This is a genomic window from Dyella sp. S184, assembly GCF_009766065.1.
In the GTDB taxonomy this organism is placed as follows: Bacteria; Pseudomonadota; Gammaproteobacteria; order Xanthomonadales; family Rhodanobacteraceae; genus Rhodanobacter.
Map to the genome: position 1 here is coordinate 556514 of NZ_LMUE01000002.1, position 23091 is coordinate 579604.

Here is a 23091-nt window from a genome sequence, read left to right on the forward strand (position 1 = left end):
CACCATGCTGTTGGTATCGGCGAAATAGTCGGAACGCATTCCGACGTAGGTCTTCCCTTCCACTACGGCACCCTGCTGCAGCTTGCCCAGCACCTGCACCGCCTCGCGCTCCGCGCGCTCGCGATCCTGCGGCGTGCTGCGCAATACGTAATCGCCCATTACCCCATCGGGTTGCAACGGAAAGAACACGCTGGAATACATGCCCCCAGGACCGCTGTACTTGGGATCCTGTGCCAGTACATCGGCGACCACTCCTACAACCGTCCAGCCCGTGGCGTTGGTATACAAGGTCTTGCCCAGCGCGCTCTGGTCTGGCCACAACCTGTTCGCATCGCTCTGCGTGACCAGCGCGACATGACCGGTGGAACTGAAGTTCTTGAAACCACTGCCTGCGTATTCATCCGCATTGAACCACCGACCTTGCAACAAGCGCAGCCCCATGGCCTGCTCGCCGTCGCTACCGATGAAATACACCGAGGTATTCACCGTGCTATTCGCATTCGGCTTGGCGACGAAGGGCGACAGTGATGGATTCTGGTCCAGCGGCATGCTGGTTGCCGCAGCTGCCGCCGTGACGCCGGCGATGCCGCGCAACGCTGCAAGATTGCGTGGAATATCGCTAGCGGCGAGTTTCGGATCGGCCCCATTCACGGTGACCACCGAGATGCCTTGTTCGTCGATCGCATTCGACCAGTGGATGCTGGCCACGCGCTGGCCGATCATGAAGACGGCATTGCAGAGCACTGCGCAGGCCAGTGCGATTTCCAGCACGATCAGAACGGCCGGGATGCGATGCTTGCGCAGGCTGGCGAGTATCGGACGGATTTCCATGATGACTCCCCTCAGGCGGCTTTCAGTTGCGGAGCAGGCGCGACTACGCAGGCCCGCCACGCGGGCAACAGGCCGGCGAGCAGGCTGGAAACCAGCGCGACCACGAACGTGAACAGGAACATCGACAGATCCAGATGCGCGAGGCTGGCGTATTGCGCCGGCTGGTGGCGGATGCCCCACAACCCCAGCTCGGCGAAACACAGACCCAGCACACCACCGGCGAGGCCGACGATGCCGGCCTCGACCATGAACTGCGCAAAGATCGCGCCGCGTGAGGCGCCCAGCGCACGGCGGACGCCGATCTCGCGCGAGCGGCGCAGGCACTTGGCCAACAGCAGGCCTACCGTATTCACCACGCAGATCAGCAGGAAGCCGAGTGCCAGGCCGGCCTGCAGGCGCACATCATCGGGCACCACCTGTTCATTGCGCAGCCATGACATGAGATCCCACAAGGCCACCCTGGACAGCTGGAACCGCCCCAGCGCAACCTGCTGCTGCGCGTAGTTGCCCAGGAACAGCTTGTAGGCCGGGGCCTCGTCGGCGCTGGACAACTGCACCCACAAGCCGAGCCAGATGCTTTGGGCAGTCTCCAGATGCTGCATGTCGGTATGCTCCGACCCGTACGACATGACCGTATTCGGCGTCATGCCATCGGCCCGCGCACCCTGCAAGGGCATGAATACCGCCTCGCCCTTGCCGTAATCGCGACCGCCTAGATGTACCGCGTAGAAACGCGGCTGTGGCGCCCAGGACCGCAGCACGCCGATGATGCGGAAGTCGTGATCGTCGATGTGGATCGTACGCCCCACGCTGTTCGCGCCTCCGAACAGCTTGTCGTTGAGGAAACCCGCGATCACCACCACCTGTGCACGGCTTTCGTCGTCCGAAGAAGCCCACCCTGCACCGTACTGGAATGGCGCGTCGAACATCGGAAAGAAGTCAGACGTGGTCAGCACCCCGTCGGCATAGAACGGTTTCCCGTCCTGCGCCTGCGGCGTCACCTTGACCTGCGACATCGCCATCACCGCCTGCCGCTCGGCCTTGCGGGCATGCAGCAGGTTCATCGCATCGACGTAGCTCATGAGCCACGGCAACTTTTTCCCGCTGCGCGAGAAAGGCTGGTCCCTGGGATAGGGATCGAGCTGCGGATAGAACAACTGCGCACTCTTCTGCGGCAACGGATCACCCGACAGCAGCTTCAGCACGGTCAGCGTGGTGATCGTGGCGCCGATGCCCAGTGCCAGCGCGAGCACCATCAGGGTCGTCAGTACCGGATTCCGCTTCAGGCTGCGCAATGCCAGATCGAGGTAGTAGCCAAACATGTTCAAGCTCCGATCATTGGATTGTGGGCAACGGACGAGCAACGAAGGTGCAAGCCTGAGCAGTTGTAGCAAAGCGCATCGCATCGCCTGTTCGACGGCATCGTTTTGGCACAGTCATTACTCATCTCTCGTTTCTCGCTCTCATCAGACCGATCTAGTCGCCACTACCGGTGGCACCGCCGCCGCGCGCAGCGCCGGACCGAGTACAGCGATCTGCCCGATCAGCCACAGCAAAATGGCGCCCACCGGGAAATAGACGCCCGGAAGCCGCGGCAATTCGTAGTGGCTCATCAGGAACAGGTTGATGCCGTAGGCCAGCACCATGCCAAGCGCGATACCGAACGTGGCCAGCACGAAATTCTCGGTCTGGAAGTAGTGCAGGATGTTGCCGCGAGTGGCGCCCAGCGCACGGCGCACACCGATGGTGCGACGGCGCTGCGCCACCCAGAAGCTGGCCAGCCCGACGATGCCCAGCGCGGTGACGATCAGCAGCGCCGCGATCACGCCGACCAGCATGCCGGCCATCGCACGGTCGTCCTGGAAAAACTTCCGGCGCACTTCGTCGAAACTGCGCTGGGTGGTCACCACAAGTTGCGGATCGGCCTTTTTCAGTGCGGCCAGTGCGGCGGCCATGACGCTCGCGCGATCTTCCGGCCGGGTGCGGATCAGGTAGCTCTGGTCTTTGCTCGCCCCCATGCGCAGCGGCACGACCATGGTGTATTGCGCCTTGGCCTCGTCGTAGGCATTCGGTCGCACCAGGCTGTCCACCACGCCGACCACGCGCAGGCCAACGACGGGCGTGAGGTAGATGATGCGACCCAGCGGGTTCTGCCCCGGCCACAGCCGCTCGGCCAGGGTCTGGGTGATCAGGGTCACGTGCGGCAGGCTCTTGCTGTCGCCGTTGCCAAGCCCCTTCATCGCCGTCTCCACGTCGACGAAATCATCGGACTGCAGGTCGCGCCCGGACACCAGCCGTGTACCCAGCGTCTGCACCAGGTTTTCGCCAAAGTAGGTGGTGGCGAAGAGTGTGCGCTCGGGCTGCGCCGGGTCGAGCCGGATATTGCCATTCGACGACGAGCTGCCGAACGGCACCTGGTTGGATGAGGCCACCGATAGCACGCCAGGCACTTGCCTGAGCACCGCCACATCTTCCGCGAGGCGGGCATATGGATTGGATGGTGTCGTCACGTCGGCCACCTGGATTTGCAGCAGCTCGTGTTCGGCCACGCCACTGGGCATCTCCATGCGTTGCAGGCGCTGGCCGATCAGGAACACCGCGTTGCAGACGATGGCGCAGGTCAGCGCGATTTCCAGGATCAGCAGCCAGGACGTGAGCTTGTGCCGGCGCAGCGTGGAAAGGATCGGAAGAATGTCCATGCTCACCTCAATTGCTCTTCAGTTGCAGGGCGGGCGCGATCTGGCAGGCGCGCCAGGCGGGCAGCAGGCCGGCCAGCAGGGTGGCGCACACCGCCAGCACGAAGGTGGTGAACAGCATGCTCATGTCCAGGTGCGCCAGCGCGGCGTAATCCGAAGGCCGCTGCCGCACCAGCCACAGTCCGAACATCGCCAGCAGCAGGCCGCCGATGCCGCCGACCAGACCGACCACGCCGGATTCGATCAGCAGCTGCGCGAACAACGCGCGCCGCGATGCACCCAGTGCACGGCGCACGCCCAACTCGGCCGAGCGGCGCATGAACTTGGCCAGCATCAACCCCACCGTATTGACCAGGCATACCAGCAGGAAGCCGAATGCCAATCCGTTCTGCAGGCGCACGTCGTCGGGTACCACCATCTGGTAGTCAAGCCACTGCATCACGTTGCGCAGGCGCACGTTGGGCGCGCGCTGGAAGCGGCCCAGCGTCTTCTGATCCTGCGAGTAGTGCACCAGAAACTCCTTGTATGCGGCTGCTTTCGCGGGGCTGTCCAGTTGCGCCCAGAACTGCAGCCACACGCAGGAATCCGAAGGCAGGATGCTGCCGACGCCACCACCACCATTGCCCCAGCAATCGGTCGATCCGTTGCGATCCAGCCGCAGCTCCAGCATGGTCTGCAACGGCAGGAACACCTGCTCGCCATAGGCGTAGGAGCCGGTATTGAGATCATAGAAATGCGGATTCGGCTGCCAGCTGTCCAGCACGCCCACGACGCGGAAGGAGGTACCCGCCATGCGCAGCGTACGACCCACGCTATTCGCTCCGGCAAACAGCTTGTCGTTGAGCGATTTCGCAATCACCACCTCACGCGCCTTGGCCTCTCCATCCGCCTCGGTCCAGCCGCGACCATACAGAAACGGCGCGTCGAACATCGCGAAGAAATCCGCCGTGGTGTAACGCGCCTCCACGTAGAACGGATCGAGCGAGGACTGCTCTGGCTGGAGCGGCACCGATCCGCCGCTCATCAAGGCCTGGTGATCCGCACGTCCGGCATGCAGCAGGTTCAGGCCATCGATCAAGGTGACCTGATCCGGCGGCTCCTTGTTCGGCTGCATGCCCTTGATGTCTTGCGGATCGACCTGCGGGTAATACAGTTGCGCGCTTTTGCCGGGCAGCGGATCACCCGACAGCACGTGCAGCACGGTCAGCGTGGTCATGCTGGCGCCAATACCTAGTGCGATCGCCAGCACCATCAGGATGGTGAGCGCCTTGTTGCGCATGAGGCTGCGCAAGGCCAGATCAAGATAGTAGGCGAACATCAATCAGTCGCTCCGTCACATGAGCCCCTTCCGGGGGCAAAAAAATGTCAAGCCGCGCGCGTCGCCACCACCGGCGGCACGTTGGAAGCACGTCGCGCCGGCACGAAGACCGCGGCCTGTCCGAGCGCCAGCATCGCCAGCACTGCCGCTGTCATGTAGAACAGTGGAATGCGTGCCATCTCGTAGTGCGCCATCAGCCACAGGTTGAGCCCAACTGCGAGCAGCACACCAAGCACAACACCGATGCCGGCAATCATCAGGTTCTCGATCTGGAAGTAATGCAGGATGTCGATGCGCCGCGCACCCAGCGCACGCCGTACGCCGATCTGCCGATGCCGCTGGCCGACCCAGAAACTGGTCAACCCGACGATGCCTGCCGCGGTGACACCGAGCAGGATCAGGCAAACCGTACCCATCAGGATCGCCATGCCACGATCAGCGCGATAGGCCTTGGCGCGGATATCGGAGAACGACTGGATACCCCACGCATCGGGCATGATGCGCATCGGGTTGACCGCAAGCAGTGCCTTGCGTGCCTCGTGCATCACCGCCTGCTCTCGCCCCGGCCGCGTACGTATGGCGTAACTCGCGGACGTTCCATCCAGACGAACCGGCAACAACACCGAGTTGTAGGCAAACGGGTTGCCCCAGCTGGCCGTGGTTGGCGTCTGCAGCTGCTCGACGATGCCAACGATGGTCGAGGGCTTCTTTCCATCCAGATACACCGTCTTGCCGAGTGCATCGCCCTGCGGGAAGAGTTTGTCCGCCACCGGCTTGGCCACGATGATCACCGGCGAGACATCAGTGCTGCGGATGGTGTGATGCAGGATATCGCCGGCGTTGAAATCGCGACCTGCAATCAGATGCAGGCCGAGTGTAGAGCGCAGGTGCTCGTCCCCGTAGTAGTAGGCGGACTGGGCAGTCAAACCCTTGTCCTCAGGCGACAGGGAGATGTCGCTGCTCCATATGATGCCCGACAACGGCAGGCTCTCTGAGGCCGCCACTTCCTTTACATCGGGCAGGCTGCGCAGTGTGTCCAGATCCGTGCGCTGCAACGCATCGAGCTTTTCGATGGAGGCGGCATCGTCGCCACTGGGAGCACCCACCCACGCCTGCGAGATCTTGATCAGATTGCTTTCGTCGATCCCGGTCGGACGATTCAAACGCTCGATGCGCTGGCCGATGATGAAGACCGCATTGCAGACGATCGCCAGGGTCAGTGCGATCTGCAACACGATCAGCGACACGCCGGCCTTGTGCCGTCGCAACGCTGCCAGGATGGGATGTACGGTCATGGCGCAATCCTCAATTCGATTTCAACTGCCACGCGGGCTGCACGCGCGAGGCACGAAAGGTGGGATAGATGCCGGCCAGCAAGGTGGCGACCACCGCTATCAGTACGGTGAGCAAAAGCAGAGCCGGATCGATCCGCGCCAGGCCGACAAGTCGTATGGGCAAGACCAGATCGACGCCGAGCACTCCCACGCCGGTCAGCAGCAGACCAAGCACGCCACCACCCACACCAATCACTCCAGCCTCAGTGAGAAACTGCGCATAGATCGCGCTGCGCGATGCACCAAGCGCGCGGCGCACGCCAATCTCACCGCTGCGGCGCAGAAACTTGGCCAGCAACAGGCCCACCGTGTTCACCAGGCATACGATCAGCAGGCCTAGTGCCACCAGCAGCGACACCTTGGTATCGCCTGGCACCACATGCATATGATCCAGATAGGCTGGCAGATTACGCAGGCGGTTGTTCGGCGACCAGGTGAAACGACCTGCCGCCTGCTGGTCGCGCGCATAGTCGTCGAGGTATTGCCGATAACGCTGCACGGCACCAGCACCATCCAGTTCGGCCATGAAGGCAATCCATACGCAATTCGAGTGCTGCAGGCCAACGAAGCCGGGTTCCGCGGGCGAATCACGGCATTCATTGACGCCACTGTTGGTCATGTTCACAGCAATCGCGCGCTGGAACGGCAGGAACACATCGGGGCCGTCGCTGCTGTAGCCACCGGTATCCATCACATCGTAAAAAATCGGCTGCGGATTCCAGTCCGCGAGGACGCCTGCCACCCGATAATCCTTGCCTTCGATATCGATCGTCCTGCCGACATTGTTGCCGCCACCGAAGACTTGCTGATTGAGCTTGTCGCTGATCACGGCAACCGCCGACTGATGCGCATCGTCGTCCGCACTCCAGCCGCTGCCGTATTGAAATGGCACATCCAGCATCGGGAAGAATTCGCCGTAGACCCCATAGCCATTGGCCTGGACCGGACTGCGTCCCGCGCCTGCCGGAATCACCGACGGCGAAATCAGGTAGATCGCCGACTGCCGTGTGGCACGGTGGTCGCGCATCAGCGCCATCGCATCGGCGTAGTCCAGGGCATCCGGCGGCTCGCGATCGCCGCCGTGCTGCCCCGGACCCCACATATCGATCTGCGGCACGAACAGCTTCGATGATTTCCACGGAATCGGATCGCCCGACACCGCGCGAAAGACCGAATACGTGGTCATCGACGCCGCCACGCCGAAGCCGATCGCCAGCACCATCAGCGTGGTAAGGCCCGGACTGCGCTTCAGGCTGCGCATGGCAAGTTCAAGGTAGTAGCCGAACATATGCATCCGTGATCTTCCTCGCCCCTGCAAACAGGAAGTCTCCTTCCCGCAACCCTCCCCCTTCACCGGGGAGGAAATCAAAAACATCAAACCGACCGCGTCGCCACCACCGGCGACACCGCCGCCGCACGCAACGCGGGTCCGAGTACCGCCAGCTGACCCAGCCCCCACAGCACCACTGAGCCGATAGGCAGGTAGACCAGTGGCAGGCGGGGCAACTCATAGAACTTCATCAGCACCATGTTCAACACGAACGCGAGCACCATGCCCAGCACGATGCCGAAGGTGACGATCAGGAAGTTCTCGGTCTGGAAGTAATGCAGGATGTCGCCACGGGTGGCGCCAATCGCGCGACGGATGCCGATCTGCTTGCGTCGCTGTGCGACCCAGAAGCTGACCAGGCCGACGATGCCAAGTGCAGTAACCAGCAACAAAGCGATGATCACCCCCACCAGCATGCCAACCATGGCACGATCCTGGCGAAAGCTGTCTGTGCGCAGATCGCCGAAGGTCTTGCTGCCCTCCTCGTCGAACACGGCATCCGGGGCGATCTTCGCAATGGTGGCGCGGGCATCGCGCAATACGCGGGATATGTCCTGCGGATCAGCGCGCAATAGATAACTGCCAGCCAGGAATTTGCCGGGGAGTGCCGGTACGAAGATCGACCAATCCTTGCTGTCTCCCTGCCAGTTGGAAGGGTCTGGCCTGACCAGATGGTCGATGACGCCGACCACGCGGTAATGCCACTTGTCCAGCCAGAAGTCCTTGCCCAGTGGATCGGTGCCCGCCCACAGATGCTCGGCGAGTGAACGAGTGATCTGCACAGAGGCATCGGTTGGCATGAGGCCTTCGAAGGTTCGGAAATCATCCGGCTGAGGGCCACGGCCCGACGTCACGTGCAGGCCCAAGGCCTGCATGCTGCCCGGGCCGCCGACATAGAACTCGACCACCCCGCCAAAATGCTGGCCCGCCATATCCAGCGTGATGCCCGCGGTACCCCGGCGAGCGCCAAAGGGTATGGAGTTGAGCACGCTGACCGACTGCATGCCGGGAATACTGCGCAGGCCAGTCAGCACACGCGCATTCAGATCGACCGCGTGACTGTCCTCGTAACCGGTCAACTGCACCGTTGCCAGTGCGCTTTCGTCCACGCCGCTCACAACGTGCAGCAGTGCAACCCTGTTGGCAATCAGGAAGCAGGCGTTGCATAGCACCGCACAGGCGAGCGCGATTTCCAGCGCAATCAGCATGGTGGCCAGGCGATGGCGACGCAGCGCGGCAAGAATGGGTTGAATTTGCATGCTCGTACTCCCTTACAGCGTCTTTAACTGCAGCGCTGGCGCGATGCGACTCGCCCGCAGAGCCGGCAGTGCACCGGCCAACAGGCTGACCATGATTGCCAGCACGAACGTGGTGAAGAACATCGACGCATCCAGATACGCCATATCCGCATACACGGTGGGTTGCCGCCGTACCAGCCACAGCCCGATCAGCGTGAGTAACCACCCACCGATACCGCCGAGCAGGCCGATCAGGCCTGCTTCGACCAGACATTGAGCGAATACCGCCCTGCGGCTGGCGCCCAGCGCCCGACGCACACCAATCTCACCGCTGCGACGAAGAAATTTCGCCAGCAACAGGCCGACCGTGTTGAACAAACAGATGGCCAGAAAAGCGAATGCCAACCAGGTTTGCAGGTGCACATCACTGGGCACGACATGGTTGAGGTCCAGCCATTGCATCAGCGAGCGCAGCCGGGTGTTATCTGCATGGGTGATGCGGCCTAGTGCCTTCTGCTGTGCGGCATAACCCGCCAGGAAACTGCGGTAGTCAGCCACCTTCGCGGCGCTACCCAGTTCAACCCACAGTCTGATCCATACGCACGGCGCATTCTGCAGATGCCCAGGCGTGTCAGGCATATGCCAGCAGGTGAATTGCCAGAAGTTGCCATCGTTGATCTCAAGGCCGCTGGTGAAGGGCGTAAACACATCCTCCGGCTTGGTATAGAAATCGTCCGTCTGGCCGTTTGCAAAGCGTCCGCCCGCCACCATGTAGAACTGCGGCGAGGGGCGCCATGGCTTCAGTACGCCGACGATACGCACGTCGGTATCGCGCAGGCGCAGCGCGCGTCCCACACTATTCGTACCACCGAACAATTTGTTGTTGAGATCGGCCGAGATCACGGCCACTCGCGCGTGCTTCTCGTCGTCATCCGCGCTCCAGCCACTGCCGTACTGAAATGGCACGTCGAACATCGGGAAGAAATCCGATGTGGTGGAAAGCATCATCTCCATCAGCGACGGCAAGTTCACTTCTGGCGCCTGCACCTTGAGCTTGCTATCCACGATCAGTGCCTGCCGATCCGCGCGGTGCGCACTCCATAGATCCACTGCCGAGCGATAGTCCATCACGTCCAATGGATCGGTGTGGCTGTAATCGTTGGTCGGATCCGCATCCACCTGTGGATAGAACAACGTACCGCTCTTGCCTGGCAGCGGGTCACCAGACAGCAGATGCATCACCGTCAGCGTGGTCATGCTGGCGCCGATGCCAACCGCGATGGCAAGCACCATCAGTGCCGTAAGCACCTTGTTACGCCGGAGGCTGCGCAGGGCCAGATCCATGTAATAGCCAAACATCGGTGTTCCCCCAGGTTTTACAGAATGAATGGATCAAACCGAGCGTGTGGCTTCCACCGGTGATACGCGCGATGCGCGCATCGCTGGCGTCAGCACCGACGCCTGGCCGAGCAGCAACAGCACGATGACGCCAATCACCACATAGCCCAGCGACAGCCGTGCCATCTCGAACTGGGTGACCATCCACAGATTGATGCCGATCGCCAGAACCGTGCCGATGACGACGCCGATGCAGCCGATCAGCAGGTTCTCGGTGAGGAAATAGCTGAGGATGTCGCGCCGAGTCGCACCCAGTGCACGGCGGATGCCGATCTGCTTGCGCCGCTGGCCGACCCAGAAACTGGTGAGGCCAACAATGCCGGCCGCGGTGATCGCCAGCAGCACGATGCTGATGATGCCCATCAGGATTGCCATGCCGCGATCGCTGTCATAGGCACGTTCGCGTACCTGGGCGAAGCTCAGCTCACCGTCTTTGGGATCGATAATACGCATGCGATTTTGCGCGTACAGCGCCGTGGGCACCTCGCGCATGGCGGCTGCAAGCTGGCCCGGCTTGGCACGCACGATGTAATACAAACCGTGCGGGTCGGCCAGGCGCATCGGCCACAACAGCGACTGGTAGGCATACGTCGTATCCCATGTCGAAACACCCTGCCGCTGCAACAGGTCGACAATGCCGATGATGGTGCTCGGTGCCGGACTCATCGCGTAGAGCGGCTTGCCCAGCGCCGATCCATCCGGATACAGCCGCTCGGCCAGTGCCTTGGTCACGATCACCGCAGGTGGAAAAACGTCCTCGCGCAAGCCGATCCGGCCGACCTCGTCGGCGCGGAAATTGCGTCCTGCCACCAGCTTCACGCCGAGCGTGTCGATCATATGTTCGTCGCCCAGATAAACCGACCCATCGGTGGTCGGCTGGACCTGCTCGGGCATCAACGTGATGAAGTTGTCCCAGCCGCCACCACGCAGTGGGTAGGAGTTGCTGGGCGAGGCATCGCGCACGGCAGGCAACTGTCGCATCGCGGCCAGATCGGCCTGGATCTGCGCATCGATCTGCGGCGTCGACGACTGGGCTGCCCATTGGTTGCGGATCACGAACAGGTTGGCTTCGTCGATGCCGGTCGGCTCGGAAAGATGGGCCATACGCTGCTGGATGATGAAAAGTGCGTTGCAGACGATCGCCAGGGTCAAGGCGATCTGCAGGGCGATCAGCACAGTGCCCGCCCGGTGGTGGCGCATGGCGGCAAGTATCGGTTTGATCTGCATGATCAGGGCCTGCCCAGTGTCTTCATATCAGTTCGACTTCAGCTGCCAGGCTGGCTGCACCTGCGCGGCGCGCCAGGCGGGATAGAACGCCGCCGCCACGGTGGCGAGAATGGCAACCACCAAGGTCAGCCCCACCAGCGAAAGATCCAGATGCGCCAGGCGCGCGATCTCCGGCGTGAACAACAGGCCGGTGCCTGAGATACCTACGGCCGTAAGCAACAAACCCAGCACGCCGCCGGCCACGCCGACCGTGGCCGCTTCCATCAGATATTGCTTGTAGATCTCACGGCGCGATGCGCCCAGGGCGCGGCGTACGCCGATCTCCGCCGCACGGCGCATGAACTTGGCCAGCAACAGGCCGATCGTGTTGATCAGGCAGATCGCGAAAAAGCCCAGCGACACCAATAGCGAGATGCGGCTCTCCGATGGCACCACGTGCTGGAAATCGAGCCACTGCATCACATTGCGCAGACGCACGTTGGGTGGCCAGGCAAAACGTCCGGCCCGTTGCTGATCTGCGGCATAGCCTTCAAGAAACTGGCGGTAGCGTGCAACCTCCGACGCACTGTCCAGCTCCACCCACGGCGTGACCCATACACAGTTGCTGCGCAACCAGTCGTCCCAGCCGGTAGCAGTCAATTTTCCACGGCAGCTGTTGTTGCCTGCGGTATCGATCTGCAGATCCAGCGCACGCGTGAACGGTACATAGAAATCCGCGGGATCTTCGAAACCACTGCTGCCGAACAGCGCGAAAAAGCGTGGTTTGGGATCCCAATGCCGGGTTACACCGACGATGCGGTAGTCATGCCCGTCCAGGGTGATCTCACGCCCCACGCTGTTGGCACCGCCGAACAGCTTCTGGTTGAACTCCTCGCTCAGCACCGCGATCGCGGTGCGACCTTCGTCATCTGCCGTGCTCCAGCCGGAGCCGTATTGGAACGGCACCTCGAACATTGGGAAGAAATCGCCAGAGACCGCATAGCCGTTCACGGCGATCGGCAGGCTGCGGCTGCCACCAGGCAACACCGAGAGTTGCACCGGATACAGCAAGGTCTGCTGCATGGCCTGGTGTGCGTGCATCAAGGCGATTGCATCGGTATAACTAAGCGCGCTGGGTGGTTCACCCTTTTCGTTTTGTTGCGGACCCCAGTTATCGATCTGCGGCGTGTAGAGCTGCGCCGCCTTGTCCGGTATCGGATTGCCCGACACCGCACGGAATACCGACCAGGTCGTCATCGACGCGGCCACGCCCAGACCGATCGACATGACCATCAGCACGGTCAACGCCGGATTGCGGCGCAGGCTGCGAAGGCCAAGGGTCAGGTAGTAGACGAACATCGATCAATCGCTCCCGGGCTATGTGTCAAGAATCAGGCTGCACGTGTCGCCGTCACCGGCGGTACGTTGGACGCACGCCGCGCCGGCACGTACACCGCGGCCTGCCCCAATGCCAGCACCGCCAGCACGCCGACCAGCACATAGATCACCGGCATGCGGTCCATCTCGAAGCGGGTGATCAGCCACAGGTTGAGCCCGACTGCCAGCAAGATGCCGACCACAGCGCCGATGCCGGCAATCAGCAGGTTCTCAAGCTGGAAGTAATGCAGAATGTCGATCTTGCGGGCGCCCAATGCGCGCCGCACACCGATCTGCCGTTGCCGCTGACCGACCCAGAAGCTGGTCAGGCCGACGATGCCGGCGGCAGTGATGCTGAGCAGAATCAGGCAGACCACACTCATCAGTATCGCCATCCCCAGATCGGCTCGATAGGCATCGGCACGAATATCCGTGAAAGAGCGCACGCCATGCTCTTCATCGATCACACGCATGGGATTGACCGCATACAGCGCGGGCCCTACGGCGCGCATCGCAGCATCCAGTCGCCCTGGTTTTGCGCGCACCACGGTGCGCGAGAAATTCGCATCCTGCCGAACCGGGAACAGGGCCGAATACCAGGTGAGGCTGCTACCTTCCGTATCGACCGCGCTCTGCAGTCGCGCGACCACGCCGACTATGGTGGTCGGCGTGCTGCTGCTGTCGAGATAGATCACCTTGCCTACGGCGTTGCCCTGCGGGAACAGCTTGTCTGCGATCGGCTTGGTGATGATCGCAAGCACCGGCTCACTCTCGTCGCGCATTGGCTTGTGCTGGACATCGGCGGCGGTAAATGCACGGCCCGCGATCAGCTGCAAGCCCAGGGTCGACAGCGCCTGCTCGTCGCCATAGTAGAAATTCGAGTCGATCGTGCTCTTTTGCTGCAAGGGCTTCAGCCCGATCCCTCCGACCGAGCCGGAATGAAGCAATGGCAGCGATCGGATCGGCGCCGCCGAAGCTACGTCCGGCAGGTTGCGCAAGGCGGCCAGATCCGCTTGCTGCATGCTGTCCAGCTTTTCCAGTCCGGCCGGATCATCTGCACTGGGCGCACCCACCCAGTGTTGGGTGATCAGGAACAGGTCGTTCTCTTCGTGCATGCCGGTGGGCTGGTTCACTCGCTCGATGCGCTGGCCGATGATGAAGATCGCATTGCAGATGATCGCCAGGGTCAGCGCGATCTGAAGCGCAATCAACACCACGCCAGCCTTGTGTTTGCGCAAGGCCGCGATGATCGGATGCACGGTCACTCTGCGCTCCCTGGAGCCTTTTTAAGGTAATAGCCGAACATGCACCCATTACTCCTGCACATGAAACCCACTTTCGTCAGCGACAAAAGAGAGAAGGGAAAATCATCAGGCCGATCGCGTCGCCACCACCGGCGGTACGTTGGAGGCCCGGCGTGCCGGTACGAACACCGCCGCCTGCCCGATTGCCAGCATCGCCAGCACGCCGATCACCACGTACACCAGCGGGATGCGCGTCATCTCGTAATGTGTCATCAGCCACATGTTGAGGCCCACCGCCAGCAGCACGCCGAGCGCCACGCCCACGCCGGCAATCAGCAGGTTCTCGATCTGGAAGTAATGCAGGATGTCGATCTTGCGGGCACCCAACGCGCGACGTACGCCGATCTGTCGATGGCGCTGACCGACCCAGAAACTGGTAAGGCCGACGATGCCCGCCGCCGTGACGCACAGCAGGATCAGGCAGACCACGCCCATCAGGATCGCCATGCCAACGTCGGCGCGATAAGCGCTGGTACGGATATCGGCGAATGACTTGACGCTGTCATCGGCGTCCAGCACGCGCATCGGATTGACCGCATACAGCGCTGCGGGCACCGCACTCATCGCCGCATCGCGCCGACCCGGCTTGGCGCGCACCACATAGCGTGTGAAGTTCGAATCCAGCCGGGTCGGCACCAGGGTCGAGTACCAGGCAAAGTCATTACCCCAACTTCCGGTGCTTGGGGTCTGCAGGCGTGCAACCACGCCAATGATGGTGCTCGGCGCACTGCTGCCATCCGAATAGATCACCTTGCCTACCGCACTGCCCTGCGGAAACAGCTTGTCGGCAAGCGCCTGGCTCACGATGATGACTGGACGGTCGCGCTGATCGCGGGCGCCCTGGTGCTGCACGTCTGCGGCAGTAAACGCACGTCCGGCGACCAGGTGCAAACCCAGCGTGGGAAGCACCTGATCGTCGGTGAAGTAATACGCCGTACGCGTACCGCTCTTGTCGCCCAGTTGCTGCCCGGGCTTGATCGACACCGAACCCGTCCACGAGGAATTGAGCAGAGGCACCGAATTGCTGGGCGCCACCGAGGCGACGTCAGGCAGGTTGCGCAGCGCAGCCAGATCTTCTTTCTGCATCACATCGAGTTTTTCCACGCCGGCCGGATCGTCCGAACTGGGCGCGCCCACCCATTGCTGGGTGACCAGGAACAGATCGTTCTCATCGAGGCCAGTGGGTCGGTTCACCCGCTCGACACGCTGGCCGATGATGAACACCGCATTGCAGACGATCGCCAGGGTCAGTGCGATCTGCAGCGAGATCAGCACCACGCCGGCCTTGTGCTTGCGCAATGCCGCAAGAATGGGATGCAAGGTCATGATGCGATCCTCAGTTCGACTTGAGCTGCCATGCGGGCTGCACGCGTGAAGCACGGAAGGTGGGATAGAGACCGGCCAGCGTCGTCGCGATGACGGACACCAGCAGGGTCAGCATGAGCAGCGAGAAGTTGACCCGCGCCAGCGCGGCGATGTCCTTTGGCAGCACCCAGCCCACGCTGGCCACGCCGACGCCGGTCAGCAGCAGGCCAAGCGCGCCCCCGGCTAGACCGATGATGCCGGCCTCGGTCAGGAACTGCGCATAGATCGCCAGGCGCGGCGCACCCAACGCGCGACGCACGCCGATCTCGCTACTGCGACGCAGGAATTTCGCCAGCAGCAGGCCTGCGGTATTGACCAGGCATGCGAGCAGCAGACCCAGCGCCACCAGCAGCGACACCTTGGTATCACTGGGTACGACATGCTGGTTGTCCAGCCACGCCGGCAGGTCACGCAGGCGATTGTTCGGCGCCCAGCCAAAGCGGCCGGATTGCTGCATGTCATGCGCATAGCCATCAATGTACTGCTTGTAAGCCGTTACCGCCGCCGCATCGTCCAGCTCGGCCATATAGGCGATCCACACGCAGTTGGAATGCTGCAGGCCGACAAAGCCCGACTCGGCAGGCACCGCATTGCAATTGGTATTGCCATCGTTCGGCAAGCCCACCGCGATGGCCCGCTGGAACGGCAGGAACACATCCTCGACACCGGTGGAGAACCCACCGCTGTTGACCACATCGAAGAAACGCGGCTGCGGATTCCAGTCGTTCAACACGCCAACTACGCGATAGTCCTTGCCTTCGACGTTGACCGTCTTGCCCACGCTGTTGCTGCCGCCGAATAGCTTCTGGTTGAGCTTGCTGCTGATCACCACCACCGCAGCGCGTTGCGTATCGTCGTCGGCACTCCAGCCACTGCCGTACAGGAACGGCACGTCCAGCATCGGGAAGAACTCGCTGTACACCGCGTGGCCACTAACGTTGATCGGATGCTTGCTGGCATCCGCCGGCACCACCGACGGGGAAATCTGATACATCGCCGACTGCAGCTTGGCGCGGTGATCACGCATCAGGGTGATCGCGTCGTTGTAATCCATCGCATCCGGCGGCTCGCCGTCGCTGCCGCGTCCGTTCGGCCCCCACATGTCGATCTGCGGCACGAACAGCTGCGACGACTTCCACGGGATCGGATCGCCCGACACCGCACGGAACACTGAATAGGTAGTCATCGACGCCGCCACGCCAAAGGCAATGGTCAGCACCATCAGTGCAGTCAGTCCGGGGCTGCGCTTCAGGCTGCGCAGAGCAAGTTCAAGATAGTAGGCAAACATTGATCAAGCCTCCGCGTGGGTACTGGTGTTCCGTGCGCAATGCGCGACAGGGACGGTCAGGTTCATTGCAGCAACCGGTTGATGTCTTCCAGGTCATGGATGTCCACGCTGCCCGCGACCTGCTTCAGCAACAGCTTGTTGAGGATGAACTGGTGACGCACAACGATGTATTCGGTCTGCACATTCGCCAGCTGCTCGATTGCGAACACCACGTTGGTGAGATTCTGCGTGCCGATCTCGTAGCCGGCGCGCATTGACGCCAGGGACTTGCGGCCTGCTTCCACTGAAGTGCGCGCCGCATCCACCTGTTCAATGCCATCCACCACCAGGTTGTAGTAGTTGTTGGCATCGCGTGCCGCCTGGCGGCGCTGGCTCTCCAACGTGCCTTGATCCTCGTCGCGCTGGGCAATCGCCTGGCGTACCTGCGACTGGGTAAGGCCGCCACTGAAGATCGGCACACTCAGGGTCAGGCCGATCGTGGTCACACCGGGGCCGTAGGAAGCGGCGCCCGGTACTGCGCTGGACCAGCTTCCAAACTTGCCATATTGCAGTGTGGCGCTGAGCGTCGGCAGGTGGCCCGCGCGTGCCGCCGACACCCGATGCTCATCGGCCGTCACCGTGTAATCCGCGGCAAGAATGACGGGATTGCTCTCCATCGCCGCATCCACCCAGGCCTTCGAGTCGGCCGGTGCAGGCGCCTGCATCGGCAGATCCTCACGCAGCTTCTTCAGCGTGCCGGTCGGTTTGCCGGTGATCTGTTCCAGTCCGCGCTGCGCGTCCTTCAGGGCATCCTGCGCCGTAATCCGCTCGGACTTGATATACAGGTAATAAGCTTGCGACTGGCTGACATCGGACGCCATCGCCAGGCCATTCTTGAAACGCGTGGTGGACTGGTCGAACTCCTGTTTGTACGCATCCTCATACGAACGATAGACGTCCAGGTTGTCCTGCGCGATCAGCACATTGAAGTAGGCCGTGCAAACGCGTACGTAGAGATTCTGCAGCGCCGCACGATAGGTCTGGTCTCCCGAATCCCTGGTAGCCCGTGCCGCCTGGAGGCTGGCGATGGCCGCCAGGTTGATGATGGGCTGGCTGAGCGTGCCGCTGAGATCACGCTCACGCGTGTTGCCGCTCGCGCCGGTATCCACGATATTGCCATTGGGCCCAGTGATGGAACCATTGCTGCCACCACCGTGGATCTCTTCCAGGCCCAGCCCGACCGACAACTGCGGCAGCAGGGCCGAGCGTGCCTGTGGCACGTTCTCGGCTACCACCAGGCGCGCAGCGTCAGCGGTACTCAGCACCGGGTCATTGGCGATGGCCTGCTGGTAGGCATCCATCAAGTCCTCGGCATGGCCTGGCAGCGGCGCCAGGACCATGCAAAGCAACAGGGGCAGCAACTTCACACGCATGGAAGGTTCTCGCAATCGACGAAGGACTCGATGTACATGGATGGCATCAGACCGAATGGGCTTCGCCGTGCAGGTGCGCAGCGGTGTGGAAGCGCGGATCTTCCGACAGATCCACCACCTGGCCATCGATGATGTGTACGTTGCGCTGCGCGCGTGCGGCCAATTCCGGGTCATGCGTGACCATCACGATGGTGGCGCCTTCGCGATGGATGTCCTCGAGCAATTCGAGCACGCTGCGTGCCATCTGCGTATCCAGGTTGCCGGTCGGTTCATCCGCCAGCAGCAGGCGCGGCGACCCGGCGAGTGCTCGTGCGATCGCCACACGCTGTTGCTGACCGCCGGACAGTTCGGCCGGATAATGCTTGGCGCGCGACGCGAGACCTACGCGCTCGAGCGAATCCATGATTCGCTGCTTGCGCTCGGCCGCCTTCATGCCGCGGTAGCGCAGCGGCACTTCAATGTTGTCGAACACGTTGAGGTCGGGAATCAGGTTGAACGCCTGGAAGATGAAGCCGATCTTCTCGTTGCGGATCTTCGAGCGTGCGTTGTCGTTGAGGTTGCTCACCTCGATGCCGTCGAGGTGGTACTCACCACCGCTGAAGGTTTCCAGCAGGCCGGCGATGGTCAGGAAGGTGGTCTTGCCGGAACCGGACGGACCGGTGACGGCGACGAACTCGCCCTCTTTCACATCGATGTTGAAATCGCGCAACGCATAGGTCTCCACCACTTCGGTGCGGTAGACCTTGGACAGGTGGGTCATCTTCAGCATGGTTGTTCCTCGGTGGTGGTAGGGGTGGTTCTGATCCTTCCTCCGGACGCGGGGGAGGGGAAAATCATCAGTTGCTGATCGCGACGCGAGCCGCGTTCTTGAAGCTGTCGGTGCCGGAGATCACGATGCGGTCGCCTTCCTTCAGGCCATCGAGGATCTCCACCTTGTCGATGCTTGAGGCACCGACGCGGATCGGGGTCTTGGTGGCGATGCCGTCGCGCACCACGTAGGCATAGCTGCCGCCGGATTCATCGACGAACGAACCGCGCTGCACAGTGAGTACGTTGTCGCGCTTGTCCAGCAGCACGCGTACCGACAGGCGCTGGTTCTGGCGCAGCTGCTTCGGTGTCTCGCCGGCAAAGCGCAGGCGTGCAGAGACTTCGCCATTCACCACTTCGGGAGAGATCGCGCTGACCAGGCCCTTCCAGGTATTGCCGTTGCCGCTGATCTCGCCGGACATGCCGATGCCCAGATCACGCGCGAAGCTTTCCGGCACCTGCATCTCGACCTGCAATGCGGACAGGTCGATCACGCTGAGCAGCTGGGCGTCTTTCGCTACCGTGGCGCGCTCGGCGATAAACAGCTGGCCGACCTGGCCGTCGACCGGTGATTTCACATTGAGGTCGTCCACCTGGCGCTGCAGGTCCTGCACCACCAGCAGCTGATTCTCGTGAGCCAGCTTCTTCGACTGGATGTTGAGATTCAGGCTGTCGTTGTTCATGCCCAGATCGGACTTGGCATGCGCGAGCGTGATGCGCGCCTTTTCCAGCAAATCCTTGGCCTGATCGACCGCTGCTCCGGTGGCCGCGCCGGCGTCACTCGCCTTCTGCTCGCGCGACAGATTGGTTTCCGCGCTCTTCTCGTCGATCTGCGCGTTGTCGAAGGCCTTCTGCAGATCGCTGCGCTTGCTGCGCGCGTCGGCCTGCGACTGCAGATAGTCGACCTGCATGGCATCGGCCTTGGACTGCTCCTGCGCCAGCTTGTTGCGCAGCTCGGGACTGTCGACCACGGCGAGCACTTGGCCCTTCTTCACGGTATCGCCGGCGTGCACCTGCAGCGTCACCGCGCCACCGTAGGTGGCATACAAGGTGGGGCTGACCGCCGCGACCACCTTGCCTTCGGCGGCGATGTCGCGCACGAACTGGCCACGCTCGACGGTGGCGAACGCCAGCCGTGAACTGCTGACTGAGGCGGAGGCTGAAAACAGCCGGCCAATGCCGGGCGCCAGCCATACCAGCAAAGCCACTACGGCTATGCCGATGCCTCCCAGGATCAACCTGCGTTTGCGGTTGGGTTTGACTTCGACCATGCGGTCTTGCGCGGAAGTGTCGCGAATCATCATGTCGTTCCTGACCGCGGACAGCGCGGTTGCGCAGGGATCAATGCAATCCGTATGCCAGCCATGAACTATCGTAAATATCGCAACATTTTCAATAACTTAATATTAATCATCGAGGCAAGTTGAGTGTCCGCGGACAATCCACGGACAAACGGACAGGACACCGCAGGCGGTCACGGCGGCTCGTCCGAAAATCGCCGCATAGCAGGCGCCCTTGCCAGCCACACAGATCCGCACTTAACGTTCCGCAAGTTCAATGACTGGACGCTCTATCGTGCGCACTCCATGGATCACCCGCTGCCGCTCGCTGATGCTGCTTTTGACTACCTTGCCGCTCCTGCTCGGCGGCGCGTGCAGCGCACAGGCCACGGATGCCTTCGTGGTGATTTCCGGCGGGGGCAATCCGGCCAGCAACCACTATTCGCAATATCTGCAGGCACGCGCCTACGTGACCTATCTGCGCGCGCACTATCCGCACAAGTCGATCTGGACGTTCTTTGGCGCAGGCAACCAGAGCGGGCAGCCACCTGTGCTGTTTGATGTCGAGCAGACCGGCAAGGACGAGAAAGGCCACGCCATCACCACCTGGATTGCCGGCGCGCTACCGGACAACCGGCCTGCCCGACACGATGAGATCGCACGCGCTTTCCGCGACGAGATTCTTCCAGCGGTCAAGCAAGGCGGCACGCTCTATCTGTTCGTCGGCGACCACGGCGGCCCCTCGGCAGACTCGCCCGGCGAAAGCATCATCAGCCTGTGGGGCTGGAACCGTGATCCGACCATTCCCTACGGCTGGCGTGACTACCGCTACTCGGAAACCCTTGGCGTCGCCGAACTTCGCCGCTGGCTGTCTGCGGGCCTCGGCAGCGGACGGGTGGTGTTCGTCATGAGTCAGTGCTTCTCGGGTGGCTTCCACTACCTGGGTCTGCCACGCGAAGAGGCAGCTGACCCGGCGTGGTTCGCCAAGCCGCCCGCCTGGGCCCGTCCGGCCAGCAATCCCTCCAGGTTGCCATCCGCCGTAGGCTTCACCGCGACGGACGATCAATCCTTCGCCTCGGGCTGTACGTCCGATGTGTCGGCGGATCGGTGGGCGGGCTATGAGCGTTATATGCCGGAAAACCTGACCGGCCTGGACGTATTCACCCTCAAGCCCGGCAAGTTGCCGATGCGTGCATCGTTTTACGACGCTCACGTGCAAGCCGTACAGGTGGATCAGACGATCGACAAGCCGCGCTCGACCTCGGAACAATACCTTGCGGACTGGGCGCAGGCGATCGAGCACATGGAGCGCGCTCCAGACGTTGCCGCCATGGTCAAGCCCGCGCTGGCGCATTTCCGACAGGCGATGGACGGCGTAGCGCCGCAGATCGCCGATGCGGCGCTGCAGGCGCGTGCCGAGGAATTTCGCCACTACGCGGAACGCATGATGCAGGCCAATCCGAACCTGAAAGATCTGCTCCATGCCCCGCAGAGTGAACTCGAATCAGCGATACGACCTCAGCCGATGCGCTCATCCAGCAGTCGTGCACGTAGATATCCCGACGACGATGCCAACGCGGAAATGAACGATCAGCTGCTGATCAGCAGTCTCTGGGGCAAGACGATCGAGCCGGCATGGCAGCACGCGCTCAGGACAGGCGAGTTGTCGAAACTGCCCGCGCCGGTGCAGGCGTACGAACGCGACCTGGCGAATTTCCGGGAAGCCGCCACAGCAGCGCAGAGCATGGGCGATGAGTCCTCGACCAACCCGGCCAGCGCGATCGATCCGGATTTGTTCGCCTACTACGAAAGCGGTTATGCCGACCCGGCGACCTTCGATCCGGCGCGGGCAAAAGTCATCGCCGGCTGGGACGACCGTCGCTATCAGGCGATCCTGGCCTGGGCGAAAAAATCCGCCGACGAAAAAGTCAAAGCCGCCGCCATCGTCGTGCTGGGTTTGATGCCAGACTCCTCATCTGATAGCAATGAAGATGAAACAGCGCCCACACAGGCTGACAAGCAGCCACTGCCAAAACCGCTGGGACCCAGCCATGACATTGCGGCGGCGCGCCTGCTGCTGTACCGGCGGGTATTGGCGAGCTGGCAGTTTTTGCTGGAAATGAAGGACAAGCCTGCACTGGAGCAACTTGCCGCACTCATCGAACTCGAGCGCACGCCGTTGCCTGTCCCCACGCGATAAGATGCGGCATGCCGATGGCTACTGTCTCGCCCGATCCGACGCCATGCCGGATCAGGCAGGGGCCATCATCACGCGACCCCCTGCAACACGATGGCTTCGGCCTGAGTAATCCTTTTCGCTATCTGCCGTCCCAGATTTGAAATGGCCTGCGGTTGCGCTGCTTCCAGCACGCTCAAGCCAGCCAATTCACGATGACGGAAAGAAACCAGACGTGCCTCGCCCGGTTGGAAGTTGCGATAACCATGCAGTTGCATAGTCGGCGCTTTCATGTCGGCCATTTGCAGCAACGCGTCCCATGCTAGGTAGTCCGTGTCCGGCAGCAAATGCAGGCGCGCATGCAGTTGCCCTTGGTCGTCCAGACACTCCAGCCATTCGCGCGGCCCATCCTCGGTAATCGCGCTGGCCGCGCCAAGCGACTGGGTTAGCAGCAAGGGTGCCAACTCACGATGTGCCAGCAGAACACCGCTGATGCAAGACTCCGTGGCCAGTGCGGTCGGTCGCGCGGGCACGTAAAGCACGCAACCGAGCAAGGGCAACTGGCATACCAACCGCTCTGGCGAAATGCGCAACCACCGGCGCTGTACTGGCACAGCGCGACAGGAATGGCAGATCGGCGACGAAGTTGAAGTGAACCAACCAAACACAGACACCTCCGAGACGTAGCCCGGCTGGCGCCCGTCAGGCGGCGCTGGCGAAAAGCAGTGGGG

At 62.2% G+C, this 23091-nt stretch carries 18 protein-coding genes; 1 reads left to right on the forward strand and 17 read right to left on the reverse strand.

Annotated elements, in window-relative coordinates:
- The 16 genes from GSQ75_RS02405 to GSQ75_RS02480 form a co-directional block, all read right to left on the reverse strand.
- The coding region (locus GSQ75_RS02405) for an ABC transporter permease (RefSeq protein ID WP_158753870.1) at positions 1–831 on the reverse strand (831 nt) is incomplete at its 3' end.
- Between the two features lie 11 nt (positions 832–842).
- The gene (locus tag GSQ75_RS02410; protein WP_158752930.1) at positions 843–2153 is read right to left on the reverse strand and encodes an ABC transporter permease; all 1311 of its coding nucleotides are present in this window, start codon (positions 2151–2153) and stop codon (positions 843–845) included.
- Between the two features lie 144 nt (positions 2154–2297).
- Positions 2298–3530 carry an FtsX-like permease family protein gene (locus GSQ75_RS02415; protein ID WP_158752931.1) on the reverse strand — a complete coding sequence of 411 codons (1233 nt, stop codon included), beginning with the start codon at positions 3528–3530 and terminating at the stop codon, positions 2298–2300.
- A 7-nt stretch (positions 3531–3537) separates the two neighbouring features.
- Positions 3538–4845, reverse strand: coding sequence for an ABC transporter permease (locus GSQ75_RS02420; protein WP_158752932.1), 1308 nt, complete (start codon positions 4843–4845; stop codon positions 3538–3540).
- A 47-nt stretch (positions 4846–4892) separates the two neighbouring features.
- Positions 4893–6140 carry an FtsX-like permease family protein gene (locus GSQ75_RS02425; RefSeq protein ID WP_158752933.1) on the reverse strand — a complete coding sequence of 416 codons (1248 nt, stop codon included), beginning with the start codon at positions 6138–6140 and terminating at the stop codon, positions 4893–4895.
- A 10-nt stretch (positions 6141–6150) separates the two neighbouring features.
- The gene (locus GSQ75_RS02430; RefSeq protein WP_158753871.1) at positions 6151–7467 is read right to left on the reverse strand and encodes an ABC transporter permease; all 1317 of its coding nucleotides are present in this window, start codon (positions 7465–7467) and stop codon (positions 6151–6153) included.
- Positions 7468–7553: 86 nt separating this feature from the next.
- Positions 7554–8768: an FtsX-like permease family protein gene (locus GSQ75_RS02435; RefSeq protein WP_158752934.1), complete on the reverse strand. Its 1215-nt coding sequence runs from the start codon at positions 8766–8768 to the stop codon at positions 7554–7556.
- Positions 8769–8780: 12 nt separating this feature from the next.
- On the reverse strand, positions 8781–10106 hold the full coding sequence (locus tag GSQ75_RS02440; RefSeq protein WP_158752935.1) for an ABC transporter permease: 1326 nt from the start codon (positions 10104–10106) through the stop codon (positions 8781–8783).
- Positions 10107–10139: 33 nt separating this feature from the next.
- Entirely contained in the window at positions 10140–11378 is a 1239-nt protein-coding gene (locus GSQ75_RS02445; RefSeq protein WP_158753872.1) for an FtsX-like permease family protein, read from the reverse strand.
- A 21-nt stretch (positions 11379–11399) separates the two neighbouring features.
- On the reverse strand, positions 11400–12710 hold the full coding sequence (locus tag GSQ75_RS02450; RefSeq protein WP_158752936.1) for an ABC transporter permease: 1311 nt from the start codon (positions 12708–12710) through the stop codon (positions 11400–11402).
- 32 nt (positions 12711–12742) lie between these two features.
- Positions 12743–13993, reverse strand: coding sequence for an ABC transporter permease (locus tag GSQ75_RS02455; protein WP_158752937.1), 1251 nt, complete (start codon positions 13991–13993; stop codon positions 12743–12745).
- 105 nt (positions 13994–14098) lie between these two features.
- Positions 14099–15358 (reverse strand): ABC transporter permease, encoded by a 1260-nt coding sequence (locus GSQ75_RS02460; RefSeq protein ID WP_158752938.1) that lies wholly within the window; start codon positions 15356–15358, stop codon positions 14099–14101.
- Between the two features lie 10 nt (positions 15359–15368).
- Complete coding sequence (locus tag GSQ75_RS02465) at positions 15369–16685, reverse strand: ABC transporter permease (RefSeq protein WP_158752939.1); 1317 nt, start codon at positions 16683–16685, stop codon at positions 15369–15371.
- 62 nt (positions 16686–16747) lie between these two features.
- Positions 16748–18097: a TolC family outer membrane protein gene (locus tag GSQ75_RS02470; RefSeq protein ID WP_158752940.1), complete on the reverse strand. Its 1350-nt coding sequence runs from the start codon at positions 18095–18097 to the stop codon at positions 16748–16750.
- Between the two features lie 46 nt (positions 18098–18143).
- Positions 18144–18866 carry an ABC transporter ATP-binding protein gene (locus GSQ75_RS02475; protein ID WP_158752941.1) on the reverse strand — a complete coding sequence of 241 codons (723 nt, stop codon included), beginning with the start codon at positions 18864–18866 and terminating at the stop codon, positions 18144–18146.
- A 67-nt stretch (positions 18867–18933) separates the two neighbouring features.
- Positions 18934–20205, reverse strand: coding sequence for an efflux RND transporter periplasmic adaptor subunit (locus GSQ75_RS02480; protein ID WP_158753873.1), 1272 nt, complete (start codon positions 20203–20205; stop codon positions 18934–18936).
- 256 nt (positions 20206–20461) lie between these two features.
- Here GSQ75_RS02480 and GSQ75_RS02485 point away from each other — a divergent pair, with 256 nt between their 5' ends.
- Positions 20462–22384: a hypothetical protein gene (locus GSQ75_RS02485; RefSeq protein WP_158752942.1), complete on the forward strand. Its 1923-nt coding sequence runs from the start codon at positions 20462–20464 to the stop codon at positions 22382–22384.
- Between the two features lie 68 nt (positions 22385–22452).
- On the opposite strand, the gene GSQ75_RS02490 is transcribed toward GSQ75_RS02485, so the two are convergent.
- Positions 22453–22815: a hypothetical protein gene (locus tag GSQ75_RS02490; protein WP_158752943.1), complete on the reverse strand. Its 363-nt coding sequence runs from the start codon at positions 22813–22815 to the stop codon at positions 22453–22455.
- Between the last annotated feature and the right edge of the window lie 276 nt (positions 22816–23091).

Coding starts and splice junctions, on each gene's coding strand:
- GSQ75_RS02410 (WP_158752930.1), bottom strand. CDS start 2,153: ATGTTTGGCTACTACCTCGATCTGGCATTGCGCAGCCTGAAGCGGAAT.
- GSQ75_RS02415 (WP_158752931.1), bottom strand. CDS start 3,530: ATGGACATTCTTCCGATCCTTTCCACGCTGCGCCGGCACAAGCTCACG.
- GSQ75_RS02420 (WP_158752932.1), bottom strand. CDS start 4,845: ATGTTCGCCTACTATCTTGATCTGGCCTTGCGCAGCCTCATGCGCAAC.
- GSQ75_RS02425 (WP_158752933.1), bottom strand. CDS start 6,140: ATGACCGTACATCCCATCCTGGCAGCGTTGCGACGGCACAAGGCCGGC.
- GSQ75_RS02430 (WP_158753871.1), bottom strand. CDS start 7,467: ATGTTCGGCTACTACCTTGAACTTGCCATGCGCAGCCTGAAGCGCAGT.
- GSQ75_RS02435 (WP_158752934.1), bottom strand. CDS start 8,768: ATGCAAATTCAACCCATTCTTGCCGCGCTGCGTCGCCATCGCCTGGCC.
- GSQ75_RS02440 (WP_158752935.1), bottom strand. CDS start 10,106: ATGTTTGGCTATTACATGGATCTGGCCCTGCGCAGCCTCCGGCGTAAC.
- GSQ75_RS02450 (WP_158752936.1), bottom strand. CDS start 12,710: ATGTTCGTCTACTACCTGACCCTTGGCCTTCGCAGCCTGCGCCGCAAT.
- GSQ75_RS02460 (WP_158752938.1), bottom strand. CDS start 15,358: ATGACCTTGCATCCCATTCTTGCGGCATTGCGCAAGCACAAGGCCGGC.
- GSQ75_RS02465 (WP_158752939.1), bottom strand. CDS start 16,685: ATGTTTGCCTACTATCTTGAACTTGCTCTGCGCAGCCTGAAGCGCAGC.
- GSQ75_RS02470 (WP_158752940.1), bottom strand. CDS start 18,097: ATGCGTGTGAAGTTGCTGCCCCTGTTGCTTTGCATGGTCCTGGCGCCG.
- GSQ75_RS02475 (WP_158752941.1), bottom strand. CDS start 18,866: ATGCTGAAGATGACCCACCTGTCCAAGGTCTACCGCACCGAAGTGGTG.
- GSQ75_RS02480 (WP_158753873.1), bottom strand. CDS start 20,205: ATGATTCGCGACACTTCCGCGCAAGACCGCATGGTCGAAGTCAAACCC.
- GSQ75_RS02485 (WP_158752942.1), top strand. CDS start 20,462: ATGACTGGACGCTCTATCGTGCGCACTCCATGGATCACCCGCTGCCGC.